Annotated in this window: 17 protein-coding genes; 6 read left to right on the top strand and 11 right to left on the bottom strand. The window is 66.0% G+C overall.

Going from position 1 to position 14,240, the window contains the following annotated elements; all coding sequences use genetic code 11:
- Nucleotides 1-209: 209 nt before the first annotated feature.
- Nucleotides 210-3,248, bottom strand: a complete 3,039-nt coding sequence (locus ACOKGD_RS13815; protein ID WP_342335604.1) for an AAA family ATPase — start codon at nt 3,246-3,248, stop codon at nt 210-212.
- 355 nt (nt 3,249-3,603) lie between these two features.
- On the opposite strand from ACOKGD_RS13815, the gene ACOKGD_RS13820 reads away from it, so the two are divergent.
- Nucleotides 3,604-4,044, top strand: a complete 441-nt coding sequence (locus ACOKGD_RS13820; protein ID WP_342335605.1) for a DUF488 domain-containing protein — start codon at nt 3,604-3,606, stop codon at nt 4,042-4,044.
- Here ACOKGD_RS13820 and ACOKGD_RS13825 read toward each other — a convergent pair.
- The 3 genes from ACOKGD_RS13825 to ACOKGD_RS13835 form a co-directional block, all read right to left on the bottom strand.
- Nucleotides 4,041-4,874: a hypothetical protein gene (locus tag ACOKGD_RS13825; protein WP_342335607.1), complete on the bottom strand. Its 834-nt coding sequence runs from the start codon at nt 4,872-4,874 to the stop codon at nt 4,041-4,043. The two genes, ACOKGD_RS13820 and ACOKGD_RS13825, sit on opposite strands and share 4 nt — an antisense overlap.
- A 143-nt stretch (nt 4,875-5,017) precedes the next feature.
- The gene (locus tag ACOKGD_RS13830; protein ID WP_342335609.1) at nt 5,018-5,911 is read right to left on the bottom strand and encodes an S-4TM family putative pore-forming effector; all 894 of its coding nucleotides are present in this window, start codon (nt 5,909-5,911) and stop codon (nt 5,018-5,020) included.
- Nucleotides 5,912-5,970: 59 nt separating this feature from the next.
- Nucleotides 5,971-6,795 (bottom strand): SMODS domain-containing nucleotidyltransferase, encoded by an 825-nt coding sequence (locus tag ACOKGD_RS13835; RefSeq protein ID WP_342335611.1) that lies wholly within the window; start codon nt 6,793-6,795, stop codon nt 5,971-5,973.
- Between the two features lie 393 nt (nt 6,796-7,188).
- Between ACOKGD_RS13835 and ACOKGD_RS13840 the strand changes: the two genes are divergently transcribed.
- Both ACOKGD_RS13840 and ACOKGD_RS13845 read left to right on the top strand, forming a co-directional pair.
- Complete coding sequence (locus tag ACOKGD_RS13840) at nt 7,189-7,419, top strand: hypothetical protein (RefSeq protein WP_342335612.1); 231 nt, start codon at nt 7,189-7,191, stop codon at nt 7,417-7,419.
- On the top strand, nt 7,416-8,420 hold the full coding sequence (locus tag ACOKGD_RS13845) for a zeta toxin family protein (protein WP_342335613.1): 1,005 nt from the start codon (nt 7,416-7,418) through the stop codon (nt 8,418-8,420). The genes ACOKGD_RS13840 and ACOKGD_RS13845 overlap by 4 nt, the downstream gene beginning before the upstream one ends.
- 40 nt (nt 8,421-8,460) lie before the next feature.
- Here the strand turns inward: ACOKGD_RS13845 and ACOKGD_RS13850 are convergent, their stop codons facing one another.
- From ACOKGD_RS13850 to ACOKGD_RS13870, 5 genes are all read right to left on the bottom strand, one after another.
- Nucleotides 8,461-8,715: a hypothetical protein gene (locus tag ACOKGD_RS13850; protein ID WP_342335615.1), complete on the bottom strand. Its 255-nt coding sequence runs from the start codon at nt 8,713-8,715 to the stop codon at nt 8,461-8,463.
- A gap of 246 nt (nt 8,716-8,961) precedes the next feature.
- Nucleotides 8,962-9,231 (bottom strand): hypothetical protein, encoded by a 270-nt coding sequence (locus ACOKGD_RS13855; RefSeq protein WP_342335617.1) that lies wholly within the window; start codon nt 9,229-9,231, stop codon nt 8,962-8,964.
- Nucleotides 9,228-10,130 (bottom strand): hypothetical protein, encoded by a 903-nt coding sequence (locus ACOKGD_RS13860; protein WP_342335618.1) that lies wholly within the window; start codon nt 10,128-10,130, stop codon nt 9,228-9,230. The genes ACOKGD_RS13855 and ACOKGD_RS13860 overlap by 4 nt, the downstream gene beginning before the upstream one ends.
- Nucleotides 10,127-10,381, bottom strand: a complete 255-nt coding sequence (locus ACOKGD_RS13865; RefSeq protein ID WP_342335619.1) for a glutaredoxin family protein — start codon at nt 10,379-10,381, stop codon at nt 10,127-10,129. Before ACOKGD_RS13865 ends, ACOKGD_RS13860 begins: the two co-directional genes overlap by 4 nt.
- Entirely contained in the window at nt 10,378-10,626 is a 249-nt protein-coding gene (locus ACOKGD_RS13870) for a helix-turn-helix transcriptional regulator (RefSeq protein WP_342335621.1), read from the bottom strand. The genes ACOKGD_RS13865 and ACOKGD_RS13870 overlap by 4 nt, the downstream gene beginning before the upstream one ends.
- A gap of 113 nt (nt 10,627-10,739) precedes the next feature.
- On the opposite strand from ACOKGD_RS13870, the gene ACOKGD_RS13875 reads away from it, so the two are divergent.
- The 3 genes from ACOKGD_RS13875 to ACOKGD_RS13885 all read left to right on the top strand — a co-directional run bounded on the left by ACOKGD_RS13875 (nt 10,740) and on the right by ACOKGD_RS13885 (nt 13,510).
- A complete protein-coding gene (locus tag ACOKGD_RS13875) occupies nt 10,740-11,342 on the top strand; it encodes a hypothetical protein (protein WP_342335623.1) in 603 nt (200 codons plus the stop codon).
- Entirely contained in the window at nt 11,335-12,432 is a 1,098-nt protein-coding gene (locus ACOKGD_RS13880) for a site-specific integrase (protein WP_342335624.1), read from the top strand. Before ACOKGD_RS13875 ends, ACOKGD_RS13880 begins: the two co-directional genes overlap by 8 nt.
- Nucleotides 12,433-12,853: 421 nt before the next feature.
- Nucleotides 12,854-13,510, top strand: coding sequence for a WhiB family transcriptional regulator (locus ACOKGD_RS13885; RefSeq protein WP_342335625.1), 657 nt, complete (start codon nt 12,854-12,856; stop codon nt 13,508-13,510).
- Nucleotides 13,511-13,512: 2 nt separating this feature from the next.
- Here ACOKGD_RS13885 and ACOKGD_RS13890 read toward each other — a convergent pair whose 3' ends face one another.
- On the bottom strand, nt 13,513-13,674 hold the full coding sequence (locus tag ACOKGD_RS13890) for a hypothetical protein (protein WP_342335626.1): 162 nt from the start codon (nt 13,672-13,674) through the stop codon (nt 13,513-13,515).
- A gap of 73 nt (nt 13,675-13,747) precedes the next feature.
- Nucleotides 13,748-14,209, bottom strand: coding sequence for a hypothetical protein (locus tag ACOKGD_RS13895; RefSeq protein ID WP_342335627.1), 462 nt, complete (start codon nt 14,207-14,209; stop codon nt 13,748-13,750).
- Nucleotides 14,210-14,240: the final 31 nt, after the last annotated feature.

Genomic DNA, 14,240 nt, shown 5'->3' on the forward strand with positions numbered 1-14,240 from the left:
GCTGGCCGGAGGAGGAGACGGCCAGACATGGGAATGAACAAGCGGTACGCCGATCGCTACGACCGATTGATGGGGGACCGGATCATGCAGCGTATCGCGGCAGAGATGCCACTTCAGTCGCACACCGACGGGGAACTGCAGGCAGACGCCCTGCCGGTCACCAGAGACCCGCGCCCGAAGCCATGCAAGGCGTGGGTGCGGTTCGGCCCTCACCCGATACTCGTCGATGCCCTGGTCGTCGTCTGGAACGACGTAGCCTGCGGTGTCGAGTTCTCCGTCGGCGAGCGCCGGATGCGCTGCTGGGTGTGGGCGAACGCAGTCACCTCGCCGCCATCGTGTACCTGATTCGCAGCGCCAACGAGACGCGCCTTCACGACTTCATAGCGCCGCGCCAGTCCATCCCGAGAGTCGGCAAGGACAGCGATGGATGCGCCAGCCTCATGTCGGCCATGATGGCTCGCCACTTCGGTGGCAATCTGCGCGTCCAACTCGGCGAGGGCACGGCCGGTCGCCCGCATCCACTCACCCACCTGATCCAGTGCGTCCAGACCCTCGTCATTGCGTTCACGAGCTGAGCGTCCCAACTCGCTCCGCGCCGCCCGCATCGAGTCCTCGATCGTGACCTCGGTCATGCCGCGCATCATGCTGTCGGCGATCTGCTCGCGCGCAGCAGTCGCCGTCCACGCGATCGCGATGGCCTCGTTGTGAACCCGCCCGCGCGTCATGCCCACGTAGAGGCCCGAGGCGTCCACTCCCGGACCAACGACTGACGCATCCGTCGTCTCGCCCTGGATTCCGTGCACTGTCGACGCGTACGCGAGGTGCATGTGCTCGGCGGCATAGTCGAGCGAGACATGCCGCACGTCTCCACTGTCACCAAGAGCGGCAAGCTCGACGCCGGAAGGCCCGATACGGCGGATCGTCCACAATGCGCGGTTCTCGACATCCGCCACCCGGTCATTGAGCCGCGTCTGAACGACGTCACCTTCGAGCAGACGCTGCTCACCCTGCCCCACCGCGAGACGATCCGGATGCAGCTGGCCGAGCTCGACTCGCCGCTCCTGGATCGCCTCGTTGACTGCATCCGCCTCATCATTCGTGCTCGTGACGAGGGCGACTCGCTTACGCGCGGTCGCCCAGCGAAAGTAGGCCTCGACCATCGCGTCGCGAGCTTGCACAGCATCCGCCACACGGTGGATCTGTTCGCGTCCGTCGAGTTCGGTCGCAACGGCGAGGGCGTCTTCCTTGGAGGCCGGCTCCCGCATTCGCAACGTGAGGGCGGCGTAGCTCGGATCGCGGAATCGATGCACCGCCGTCAGCTCGACGACCGCAGTCGCGCGGCGCGTCATGCACGCCATCGCGCCAGCGTGACCGACCGGCATGGCCTGCAGGTGGTCGCCGACCATCGCGATGCCCGCGCCCGTCTCTGCCGCGATCGTCGCGAGCGCGTTCGCGGCGTGCAGGTCGACCATGCCCGCCTCGTCGACGACCACGCGATCGCCCGAACCCAAGGCGAAATGGCGCGGCCCGGTGAAGACGCGACGAGTGCGCTCGTCGATCTCGCCAACGAGGAGTCGTCTCCAGACCTCGGCGCCGGCCTCATCTCGGCTCCAGCGCCAGCCATGGTCGACGAGCAAAGCGTGCAGGCTCAGAGCGGTCGCGCCGATCTCGCGGCCCGCGACGGACGCCGCCTTCTTGGTCGGCGCGACGACGACGAGCTGGCGTCGTTGCTGAGCGAGCGCGATGCGAGCGACCCGGAGCATAGTCGTCTTCCCCGCGCCCGCCGGGCCCGTGACCGTAACGAGCCGATCCGTTCCGGCGATTGCGGACGCGGCTCCGACCTGTCCTTCGTCGAGGGTGACTTCGGCATCCAGGATCGCGTCCGCGATGTCAACGACCGTCGCGCGCCGAAACGGCTCGCCCAACCGCGTGAGGGCATCGAATCTCGCCGCCAACTCGACCTTCAGCCGCGCCGTCGACGACGCCATGAATCCCTTGATGTGCTGCGGGCGCTTGCCCTCGTAGGGGAGCAGGTCGACGGTCTGGGTGACCCCGCGGGCCACGACGTCGTCGATCAGCTCCTGCAGGTCGTCGCGGCTGGCGACGACTCCGGATGCCGCGACCGCCCGCGTCGCGCCGGCCCGCAGGTCATAGCTGCTGAACCTCCCCCCGCAGGCGGTCGACCTCGCGTCGGCATCCACGATCGCCTTCGCCGCGAGCAGGTCGCGATCGAGCGTCTCGATCGCGGCGGACCGTCGCCGGGCCGGCGACCGCTCCTGGAGGATGTCGGCGTCGATCGCTCGAAGCTCGTCGCGGACGAGGTGCTCCCACTCCGATTCGTCCACGACGCCGGGCTTATTCGGACGATTCTTCGCCCACGCGAGTCGGTCGAGATGCTGCAACACGCTGTGGTCGGGCTGCTGCCCGGGATGTTCCGCCCGCCACTCCAGCAGCAGCTTGGCGCGGTTTGCCTCGATCTGGTTCGAGCGCCGCGAAAGCGCCCGCACGGCGTGGCCGAGCTCCGCGATCTCCCCGTCGTCCCCGATCGAGTAGCCGTTGCGCGCGAGCGCCGCAATCCACGCCGGGTCGGTGCGCGCCGCGAGCTCGCCCTCCGCATTGATCAGCGTGTGCAACTTCATCGCGACGCGCGAGTCGACGTTCGACCACTTGCCGTCGTCGCCGAGCACCTTGACGTTCAGCCACAGGTGACGGTGGATGTGCGGGTCCAGAGCCCGCGAACGCCGGTGCTGAAGTTCGACAACTTCGATCCGGTGAACTGATTCCCGGATGCTGCCGCCCGCGCCTCTGCGGGCGTTCAGCTCCCGCTGCCAGGTCGTGATGATGCACCTGCGGAGTCGGTCCTGCAGTGCTTCGAACTCCGTCGCGAGGCCGTCGTTGATCAGCGCCACGATGCTGTACGACTTCGGTGCGTTGATCGTGCCGTCAAGAATGAGATCCGCGTGCGGCGAGGTTAACTCCCGACCGCGGGGCTTGTTGGTGAAGGGGTCGTGCCCGTCGACCCAACGGCGGAGTTCGTCGGCGTTGAGCCCGTCGACTTCGATAGAGCCGTCCTCGACCGTGAACCGCGTGACCTGTTCGGCCGTTCCGCGGCTGTACTCGGCGAGCGCCTCGACGCCCGTCACCGCCCGTAGGTGCGAGTCGCAATTCCCCTTGAACGCGTATGCCATCGCCTGCCGAACCCCCTGCGATTCGACACCCCGCTTCCAGCGCTCGAGGCCCCCGCGCACAGGTTCAGGATACGCCGAATATGTCTAACTAGCAAGCGCTTACACAGAAGTGCCTGCGTGCATCGTCTGTCCTGTCCCACATCGTTGCCCCCTTCGTCGCCCAGGTCGCCTGGCGTAGCGGTAGAGAACTTGTGTAACGGTTAGGATCCGTTACATGCAGGACGTCGGAGCATTATCGTTGGATGAGCTGAAGTCGCTCTCCGCGGCTGTCGCTCGCGAGCTTCGTGCTCGACGACCCCAGAACCGCACGTGCACCGCGTGTGGCCAGCATTTCACGGCTCGTGAGGGCGCCCTCTACTGCAGTCCGCGGTGTCGGGTGGCAGCACATCGGCTGCGTCGACGAAAGGAACGAAGCGTGGGCATCACTGGAATCGGATACGAGGGACTCACGCTCGACGCGTTCGTCTCAAAGTTGCGCGTGCGAGGCGTCCAGACCCTGGTCGATGTTCGCCTCAACGCGATCTCCCGGAAGAAGGGCTTCAGCAAGCGCGCGTTGTCCGATGTGCTGGCCGAGTCTGGGATCGAGTACGTGCACATGCCCGCGCTCGGCAACCACCGGGATAATAGGGCTGGCTACGGCGAACTTAACTCTGCGTTCGCTCAGGAGGCGCGGGCCCGGTTCATCGACACACTTGCGTCCGAGGCGGCGGTCTCGGCACTCAAGGAGCTGACTGACCTTGCCCGCGGTGGCGACGTCGCCGTCTTCTGCTTTGAGCAGGATGAAACCCACTGCCACAGGGAACAGGTGATCTCGGAGGTCAACGGGCTACTCCGGCGCGACCTCGTCGAAGCCTAGAAGAGTGTCGGCTGCGGCAACACTGCCTCCGCGATGCGCGGCCAGTAGACGCCCAGCACACTGAATTTGCCGCGCCGGGCAGCGAGTTCGAAGTTGCCCATGTAGAACCCCGCCCGACGTTCCGGCGCGAACATCTGATCTAGAAACTTCTCCGTCACGCCCGCTCTGACGTCCTTGTGCTCGAACCGCAGGCGATTCTGCAACGATGTCAGCTCCCAGTCGAGGATCCGCCCCTGATGGCCGTCGCAGCCAGCGAATGCACAGCGGTAGCGGTAGCGAACTTTGAACTCTGGTTCCTTCAGGATCGACGGGATCGAGCCGCTCATCGGTATGAGCGCGGTGGACTCTTTGTCGATCCGCGCCTGCATCTTCGCCAGCTGCTCGGAGCTCCACGCCGGGTGTGGCTCGAACTCGAGGCGGTCGATGTCGGTGGGATAGACCAGACCCAGTGACGGTGCGGAACCGTCGGCGGACGCAGCTTTCATCAGTTCGCACGTCGTCGTAGGTTCCAGCTGCCCCACCACCGCGTGACGCGCTTTCCACGGCGGAAGATTCTGAACGACCCGCCACGAGTCCTGAGTCGGTGAGTAGCTCTCGCGCCGTGTATCCGCGTCCCTCCGGCGGACCTCGAGTTCGATCACGTCGTACTTCTTGAACTGGGACTCACCATCGAGCCAGCGGAACGCGATCGGGTAGAGCCGGATCCATGAGGGCTCCGCGCCATCGATCCGGATGCCGGCAACACACGAGGTGTCGCCGTACGTCGTGGACGGCTGCGGAGTCGCCTTGACCGTAACGAGGACCCGTGCGGATTCCGCCTGAACGCGCATAGCGAGAGCATAGGGGCCTGAGCCGACATCGGTGGCAAATCCGGCAGCCCAACGCGCGCATACAGGACTTCGCGGGCTATGTGGCGCTGACACGCAACGAGTTCGGCTGATCGCGAGGGGTGACGTCTCGCGCCCTGGAGCGCCTACTGGCGATCCTGTGGTGTTTCGGTTGGCGCGGACGAAGGCCGTGACGCGAACTGGGCAGCGACGTCGTGCATCGCTTTCTCGTTCTTGTCCCGCAACAGCCGGTAGAGCCAATCGGGAACTTGCGGGGTCGTGCGGCGGAGGTCGTAGAGGCGTTCTTGCCATACCAAGAGCTCATATGGCTCGATGTTCTCTCCAGGCTCCAGGCGACCTGCGATCGTGTTGGCCAGGTCGGCCCGATCCTTTGCGGCCCGAGCGATGCTGCGGATGTACTCGAATGCATCCAACGCGGCAGGGAGCACCGGAAGGAATACGCCAAGCAGGAAGGTGGCCAGGTCCATATGGACGATCAAGCTCGCCACGATGACTATGGATACCCAGATCCCGGCTGCGGCAACCCAGAGCGTCACGGTCGCACGCAACAACCGGTCGGAGTAGGCGGCGTTCGCTCGTTGGGCAATTCCGACGGCGCGAGCGCCAGAGTTCGTGAGCTCGATGGGATACCAATCGAGTAGCTTCTCGCGCCGGGCGTCCAAAGTCAGCTCCGCGCCAGCCCCGGCGATGCGGGCGATGTCCTCAGGGCTTGGAAGTTCGGAACGCGTGATAGACCGTGGCATCCCGAAGACGGTCTGATCAAATAGCTCCTGCACTGCGGCGGCGCGGCTCATCTTGTCGCTCTCTGCCCACGCGAGCACCGTCCTCCCGGCGAACAGCCACAGCCCGGCGATCGCACCGACGAGGACGGCCGTCGTGGGGAAGAACACCGCCAGCACCGGTGCGGAGACGCCGATCACGAGGACTCCCCACCACCGGATCGTCTGCCACCGCTTCGCGACCGAGTACATGCGCCGTTGCGCGAGCAGCAGTTGCAGCGACCGGGGCTGATTCTGCACTCGCCGCATGCTGGCAGCGGCGGGCGGCTGGTACTCCGAGCTTTCCGGGATCATCAGGTCTAGCGGTCGAACAACAGCTTCAGCTGCGCGATGGCATTCGCATGGTCGCCGGCGCTGGCGTAGTCGCGCGCCTTCGAGGCGCGATTCACGGCGGTGGACAGCTTGGACAACGCATCGGTTCGGCTCGCCTCCGAGGAGTACGCCGTGAACCTCGATCCCAACCCGGTAGGGTCATTCATCGCGGCGAGGGAGTTGTCTTGCAGCTTCTTCAGCACTGCGTGCAGATCCCATGTGGAGTGATAGCTGGACTCGCCGTCCATGTGCTTCGCAGCGCGCATCTCGAGGTAACAGGACGACACCGGCACGTTGCGGCGGTACTTCCACACCTTCAACTGCCGGGCAAGCCTCTTCGCGGCCCCATCGTGCTTGTTGTTGACCGAGTTCACCCACGTGTTGTGGTCCTTCGGATGAGTGAGCATCCATCCGCCCGTCGGATCCGCAATCCAGTACCCCGTGCCACTGCTTGCGTAAGCGGGTACGACTTCGACGACTCCGTCGGCGAACTGACACACCACGGCCGGTCGGCGCACACCGATCGTCGTAGAGAAGAAACGTCCCTGCAGGCTTTCCTTGACCTTGTTGAGCATGGTCAAGGATGAATCGGGGCGGAATCCCTTCAACGAGACGAGATAATCCGCGTCGCTGTAGTTGTACACGCCTGTGCCATGCCGCAGCGAGCCGATCTCGAACATTTCCCCGACGCCGAGATCCCTGTCCAGCCTGGACTCGATCGACGCACGATGCGCGCGGGCACCATCGAACTGCGTCGATGTGGGTGTGTAGTAGCTATTCAGCTCGGAAAGCCAGCTTGCCGCTGTCGTCATCCCCAGGAACCCCCTTGTGTCGAGCTGAACCCCAGCGCGACATATCTTACGAGCGGCCCCCGACATGGTCGGTACGAACAGCGCACGGCGTCCGCCGATCCCGCCCACGTTTGCGTCGTCGTTGGAGCACCTGCCGTCTCATACGAACGCGTCCACACTGATGTCGGTGCACATCCATCTCCTCCGGCGGCCGTCGGCCGGCACGCCATTGGACGACCAGCGGGTTCCGCACCCTGATGGATCGATTCGAAGGAACGCCATCTCGGACGGCAGCAGATAGGGACCGGTTCTGAAGACCAATCGGACCCACGGACGATCCCTTGGCGCGGACCCGGCGACGCGTGCTCCTAGACTCGACTTGGAGGACTGATGGAGCTCCGATCGGCATGGAGGGTGAACGACCTCGTCGCCTACGACGCGGTGTGCGAGGCAGCAAGCACCGCGATCGCGGCCGTACTGCGTCTCGCTGATGACGGCGCGATGCTGCAGGAGCACGCCATCGCCGAGGCATCCGCGATCGGACGCGAGCTGGTCGAGGTCGATGCCTACGACCGTTCGGCGCTCGATACGCTGCTCGAACGACTGACGAACCGCATCGCTGAGCTCTCGGGGCCACTGCCGTGACCGACATCGAACTGGAAGCCGCCGAGACGCGAGCGATCTTCGACGCGACGATCGCTCCGGTCCTGTTCCCGTCAATGGACCGCCCCGAAACTCCGACCGTGACGCTCGTAGTCGGGCAGCCCGGCGCTGGTGCCGGACGAGCGGCTCGGGCGCTGCTTGCGGAGCATCCTGGCGCCGCACTCCTCGACGGAGGACGCCTGCGCGCCTTCCACCCTCGCTTCTTCGAATTGTCACGGTCCCGGTCGCCGGAAGTACTGCGCGTCTTCGCCGAGGCAACCTCGGCATGGCTGCGTGACTGCCTCGCGTATGCCCGAACGAGTCGTCGGTCGCTCGTGCTGGACGGATCCTTCTCGTCCGCTCGCGTAGCGAGGGCCACCGCGGAGTTGTTCCAACGTGAAGGCTTCGAGACGCACGTGGCCGTCGTAGGGCAGCCCCGCGCTGTCAGCCTGCTGTCCGAGGCATCGCGGTCCTTGATTGCGGCCCTCGATGGACGCAGCACTCCGTTCACTGATCTCGCAGCGCACGACGCGGGGTTCGAGGTGACACGCGCGCTTGTGAGCGAACTCGAGGGCGAGGCACCCGTCGACCGGCTTACGGTCGTCGGTCGCGCAGGCGACTGGGTCTTCGATGCCCGCCGCGCCGACGGCTTCGCGGGAGCCAGCCGGGCGCTCGTACGCGAGCAGGTGACGCCGATGTCCGGACCCGAGGGGAGGCGGTGGCTTTCGGAACTCCGCGCAAGCACCGAGTTCGCGTTGAGCAACAGTCGGGTGCCGGCTCCACTGGCCGAAGTCCTTCTGGAACTGCACGAGCTCGCTCTGGGTGAGGTACTTCCCCGCCTGCCGCTACCCGTGGACTCTGTAGCCCACTCGAGGGCGGAAGCGACAATTCGCGCTCGAGTCGACGCGCTGCGTCAGGCACCACCCGCTGAGACCGCACTTCTCGATGTCGCCGCGCCGACGGTCGCCCAGCCAGTGCCGGGCCTCGACCTCGGACCAGGATAAGCGAACGAACCGCGCCGGCCCGCGTCGACGGGCTGTGGGATCAGGGTGCTGCAACCACGCCATCTCGCGGCAGGACAGCGCAGCCCGGGCACTCGGGCGCTCCAGAAGCAGCCAGCACGAGCGCGGCCACGAATGCAGCGGACGCCAGCGTGATGACGAGCACTCCGAGGCGCAGGATCCGCCTGCCGTTTCCTTCGCACACCGCTCCTACGAACCCTGCGGCGGCTACGGCCGCGAGGGCGCCGCTCACGACCACGGCGACGATCGCAGCCGTCGCTACGGCTTCGATGCCCACGATCTGAACCTCGCGCCGCGCCGGCTCACGCTCCTGCGTGGAACTCGCACCTGACCTGTCTGCGGCGTCTTCCTGGTAAGTGGCACGAAAAGCGATCGGAAGGGTGCGCAGTGCCGGGTCGTGGAATACCGGAGGCCCGGAGCGCCAGCGGAGGGGTGAGGATATGCCGCGAAAGCCCGGAACGGAGCGCCCTGGAGGGAGCTACGATCAGCCACCGGGAAGTCGCTCGCGATCGTGTTCATGTTGTCATCCATCGCTGAGCGCGACGAGCGCCTGGACGAGTTGGGTGCGGTGACGCGACGGGTCGAGGATCGTGTCGACGACGAGCACTCGGATCGGCAGCCCTGGGTCGACGCCCTGCAGTGGGGCCAGGCACCAGCGCTGTTCGTCCTCGATGCTGTATCCCGGCTCGGCGTCTGCCCGCCAGGTGAGCGCGCTGACTGCGACGCGGTAGAGCACCGTCTCGGTCTGCGATCGATCGATGAAGCTCGGAAGGGTGTCGTGGATGGTGGTCATCGGTTCATTCCCGTCTGGTCGTTGTGGAGAGCCTGCGGGTGCGGCGCGGCGGGGTCGAGGTGGTGCCGGCGTCGCGGAGGTTCTCGGTGGCGGAGACGCTCGTTGACCTGCCGCGCGATCGCATCCATCCGCGCGTCCTCGATCTGCTCTGACGTCAAGAGCGATTGCGGTTCCGGGCCGGGGCGTCCACGAGCGAGTGCCTTGCGGAGGCGCTCAAGCTCCTCCTTTTGAACGGCGAGGTGGTGAGCCGCGCGAACGCGAAGGGATTCTCGCTTCCACGCGGCGAAGATTTCGGGCGGTGTGGCAATCTCCCGCAGCGCGACGGCAAGCTCAGCTTTCGTCCGCACCCGGTCGAAGAACTCATCCGCTGCGGCGCGGTTCGAGAAACGCTCCTCGGGGGATACCCGGTGCAGTCGCCGGACGGGGAGGCCTGCCTCGACGCGACGCTTCTCTCGATCGCGCCAGCGCTGCTGCGCAGCGAGCGACTTCTGCTTGTTCGCGGCGTAATAGGCGCGCCGTTTGGCGCGTTGCTCTTCGGGGTTCCGAGCGTAGGCCTCGCGACGGCGCTGGCGGCGCTTCTCTGGATCGGCGTGGTACTTCTCGCGCTGGTGAGCGTTCGCCTGCTCGCGATGCTTGTCGTACCACCGCTTGTTGCGTGCCCTGACGCGGTCCCGGTAGGCATCCGGATCCTGCGCGCGCTGCTTCGCCCGAGCCTGCCGCTGGTACTCGCGCTGCTCGTCGCGGTGTCGCGCGTAGTAGTCCCGCGCATACTGGCGTCGAGCCTCCCGCTTGCGCTTCGCCCGGTCGTACAGCTGCACCTGGGCGTGCGCGATCTGCAGGCGTACGTCCTCCGTTTCGCGGGCGACGCGGGCTTCGCGGTCTTCGGCTTCGTCGCTCATCGGTCGCTCCCGATCCGCGCGGCGAGCTCTCTGATCCTGGTCGGTTGAAAGCCCGACCAGTGGTCGTGATCGTCGATGACCACCACCGGCGCCTGCGAGTACCCCAAGTCGTCGGTGACGTACTCACGCGCCGCCGCGTTGCCCGGCTCGGTGAGGTCGATGTCCGCGTGGGCGATGCCGACCGCATCCATCAGCTGCTTCGTTAGCCGGCACTGCATGCAGGCAGAACCCGTCGTATACACGGTGATCATCGGCGGAGGGCTTTCGGAAGCGTGTCGCCGGTGCTCCGGTGAGTCTGCGCCGCCATCCACGCTTCGATGTCGGAGAGCTTGTAGACGACCGTGCGGCCGAACTTCACGTACTGCGGGCCGTCACCCGTGCGGCGCCAGGAGCCCAGTCGGCTGAGCGGGACGCCGGGCAGCAGGTCGGCGAGCTCCTGCGGCGTGAGGAAGGTGTGCTCGGGATCCTCCGAACGCACCTGCATGATCGTGACCATCGTTCACCTCCACTTGCGCATGATCAACGTCGCTAGACGCTAGCGAAGCACTATGTGCTACCCTTCGCAAGAGGTGAATGCGAAAGCGCCGTGCGGTTAGACAGACTGAGGAGGTGAAGGTCGACGTGACAACGCTCGAAGGCTCCCCCGTGACATCGCAGGTTGCGACCCAGCCCGTCGGGTCCGCACTGCGCATCGCTCCCGCATTCATCGCCACGACCGTTGATGCACCGATGGGGGTGACCACCGCCATCACCGCGCGGTACGCTGCCGCCGCGGGCCGGTACGTCATCAAGGGCGTCACCAACACTGCGGTAGACGACGACATCGAGCTGAACTACCCGACCGTCGCGAAGGTCGGCATGCAGGCGATCGTGCAGACTGCGGCACCGCGGTGCATCTTCCTGACGCTCGACGACGAAGCGGACCCGCTCGCGCGGTGGTTCTCGATCTCGGAACTCACCACCTCACAGGGCCGCCTGCTGCCACCGGCGCTCGCTGCCGAGGTCGTGCGGCGTGGGGCTGGTGAAGCGCGGATGCAGGTGATCGAGCTGCTGTATGGATCGGCGGCACTGGCGGGCCTGCCGCCCGCGAAGCTGATCCAGGCTGAACTCGGTGTGCCGCACCGCACCGCTTCGTCGTGGATCATCGCGGCGCGAGCCGCGGGGCGGCTCGCGGGTATGAACTACAACGCCGGTCGACCGGCGAGTGGCTAGCGTCCACGCGTACCAGACGGCCAAGGGCCGGCGGTACTACGTCAATTACTACAAGCCCGACCGCAGGCAGACCTCGAAGAGAGGATTCCGAACCAAGCGGGAAGCGGAGGAGTTCGCCGCGACAGTCTCTGTGGCGATCGCGCAGAACCAGTACATCGATCCCGTCGACTCGAGAGCGACTGTGGCGACGCTTGCGGAGGTTTGGCTGCAGGATCAAGCCGCGGTGCTGAAGCCATCGTCGCTCCATCCGCTCGAGTCGGCGTGGAGAGTGCACGTTGCGCCGCGATGGGGGAGGGTACCCATCGGCGCGATACGCTACAGCGACGTGCGCGCGTGGGTAACCGAGCTTTCCAACAGGCGAGGCGCGACGACCGTGATTCGCGCCTACGGTATCCTGGCTTCAGTCCTCGACACCGCTGTGCGCGACCGTCGCATCCCCGAGAATCCAGCGCGCGGAATCAAGCTCCCGCGCAAGCGCCCAAAGCGACGCGTCTACCTCACGCACGCCCAGGTCGATCAGCTTGCGGCGGAAGCGAACTACCCCGAGGTCGTCTACTTCCTCGCCTACACGGGCCTGCGCTGGGGCGAAGCCACCGCGCTCCGCATCACCGACGTCGAGTTCTCCCGCCGTCGTGTGCACGTGCAGGAGAACGCCGTCATGGTCAATGGCAAGGTGCACACGGGAACACCGAAGACACACGTGACGCGCTCTGTCCCTTACCCCGACTTCCTCGGCGGCGCACTGCAAATACTCGCGCGCGACAAGGCGCCCACTCAACTCCTGTTCGGTGACGGCATCACCCACCTGCGATTGCCGAACTCGCAAGACGGCTGGTTTGCCAAGGCGGTCAATCGAACCCGAGCGAAGGACTCGACGTTCCCGGTTGTGACGCCGCACGATCTGCGCCACACCGCAGCGAGCCTCGCGATCAGCGCCGGCGCGAACGTGAAGGCCGTGCAACGCATGCTCGGACATGCCTCGGCCGCGATGACACTCGACACCTATGCCGATCTCTTCGACGATGACCTCGACTACGTCGCCGATGCGCTCAGCCGCGCCAGACTGGCGGCGACCGTCCGCCAGCGATAGTTCGGACAGACTGGGGCCGCGCTGACAGCTGGCTCGAGTATGGCCCCATGCCCGCCAGAGGCGCGCCCGCGCCTCCGATAGCCTCATCACGCACGCAGGCGACCGAGGCATAGCCCGCCACGCCCCCGCTCGGCGTTTGACACGGATCTTGTCAGAATCTTGTCAAGCCGCCGCCCCACACCATGACGAAACCCCCGCGAGCCCAGTGTTTCCAAGGGTTCTGCGGGGGTTTCGGGTGGCGGTGACGGTGGGATTTGAACCCGAATGGCTCACGCGGAACTGCGCGGCTCCCAGGTTGGGCCGCATGATTCCGTAGAGTTTCGCTCTCTCGGGGCAGGCTCGTCGCTCTCCAATCACGAGTTGTGTTGCCACGGTGTTGCCAGCGCAACGCCGCTCAGGAACCGGCCGCAGAATGCTCGCCATGGGAGAGAACACCGGAACACGCTGGCTGAATTACACCCAAGCTGCAGCGCGCGTGAAGCGCGACCGCAACTCGATTCGCCGATGGGGTCGGCAGGGCATGCCCATGTCGTGGCGCACCGGCGCAGACGGCAACCAGGAGCGCGTGGTGCGGGAGGACGTGCTGCTCGAATGGTTCCGCGGGAAGCTGCAGGCATCGCCCGTGCACTTCTACCGAATCCGGAAACGTGCCATAGAGCAGGGACTTCCTGAACCGGAGTTGCCCGCCCACCTGTCACGTGCGGCGAAGCGGGTTCCCTCCGAAAACGTGCAGTCCTCAGGGGGAAACGAGGAGAAGAAGGCCGTTTCCGCCACCCGTCCCGAGATTGACCCGCTCGCCGACATGAAACCCATCCTCGGCGCGGTCGAGTACAGGGCCCTCTCCGAAGCATTGAAGACCGAACCGACCGGGTGCCGAAACGACGACCGGTTCACCTCCGACCGGCTCGAGGCACGCGAACTGCCCGAGCTCGCCGCGATCTGCGCCACGTGCCCGGTGCTAGAGCTCTGCACCGCGTACGCGCGCGCCGCCCGCCCCGATGAAGGGTTCTGGGCGGGAGCGCCGGCCAGGCACCAGCGTGTGCGCGGCCCCGTTGCCGCGTCTCAGAAGTGGGCCTGAAATCAGAAGCGAATCTGACGCGCGATCTCCTCGGACGCCTTGCGGGGCGCCTCTCGCTCGACTCGATCGATCTCCTTGGCGAGCTCGTCGAGCGCCAGCCAAGCGCTCGCGCCGTTCTCGCCGTACTTGTCCTTGATCTTCTTGATCGCGTCTGCAGCGCTCACGGGGTACCTCCAGGGGGTTGGTTTGGACGCGAGCGTACCGTGTGGCCGCTGCGGCGTCCGCGGATTGGGTGCGTTACGGTGCCGAGGGATCGAAACCGGGCGCTGTACGCGTCAGCAGGTGCGGCGCCACAGGCTCACCGATCGCGTGGATACGCCAGCCGGTGTCGGGAACGATCGCTATCTCCGGACGCCACACGAGCGTGACATGCATTGAAGCAGGCGTGTCAGCCATCCGCACAAGGTGCTGATCGGTCTCCACGAGACGTACGTAGGCGACATCGGGAGCCCCCTCAGCGGCCAAGGGGGTCATGCTAATTCGCAGTCCCGCGAGAACCGTCCGGGCCCGCGAGAAATCTCCCCATGACTCGACGGACTCAGGCGTGACCATCGCTTCCGAAAGAATGCGGTAGCTGGCGTGCGTCTCCGGCACCGTGAGTGCCGTGTGAAACACGTCGACGAACAGGGACGGATGCCACGCCGGCAGGGACTCGAGATGGAAGGCTGCCTCGTCCTCGTCAGACCATGATTCGCTCATGGACAGACGTTAGCGCCAGCCTCCGACACTC

Source organism: Microbacterium phosphatis, from assembly GCF_049177115.1.
In the GTDB taxonomy this organism is placed as follows: Bacteria; Actinomycetota; Actinomycetes; order Actinomycetales; family Microbacteriaceae; genus Microbacterium; species Microbacterium phosphatis.

Excerpts from the sequence above, each read along its gene's own strand:
- ACOKGD_RS13825 (WP_342335607.1), bottom strand. The coding sequence starts at position 4,874 with ATGCGCGTTCAGGCGGAATCCGCACGGGTCCTCGTTACGGTCAAGGCG.
- ACOKGD_RS13835 (WP_342335611.1), bottom strand. The coding sequence starts at position 6,795 with ATGACGACAGCGGCAAGCTGGCTTTCCGAGCTGAATAGCTACTACACA.
- ACOKGD_RS13855 (WP_342335617.1), bottom strand. The coding sequence starts at position 9,231 with ATGACCACCATCCACGACACCCTTCCGAGCTTCATCGATCGATCGCAG.
- ACOKGD_RS13860 (WP_342335618.1), bottom strand. The coding sequence starts at position 10,130 with ATGAGCGACGAAGCCGAAGACCGCGAAGCCCGCGTCGCCCGCGAAACG.
- ACOKGD_RS13865 (WP_342335619.1), bottom strand. The coding sequence starts at position 10,381 with ATGATCACCGTGTATACGACGGGTTCTGCCTGCATGCAGTGCCGGCTA.
- ACOKGD_RS13870 (WP_342335621.1), bottom strand. The coding sequence starts at position 10,626 with ATGGTCACGATCATGCAGGTGCGTTCGGAGGATCCCGAGCACACCTTC.
- ACOKGD_RS13885 (WP_342335625.1), top strand. The coding sequence starts at position 12,854 with ATGGGAGAGAACACCGGAACACGCTGGCTGAATTACACCCAAGCTGCA.
- ACOKGD_RS13895 (WP_342335627.1), bottom strand. The coding sequence starts at position 14,209 with ATGAGCGAATCATGGTCTGACGAGGACGAGGCAGCCTTCCATCTCGAG.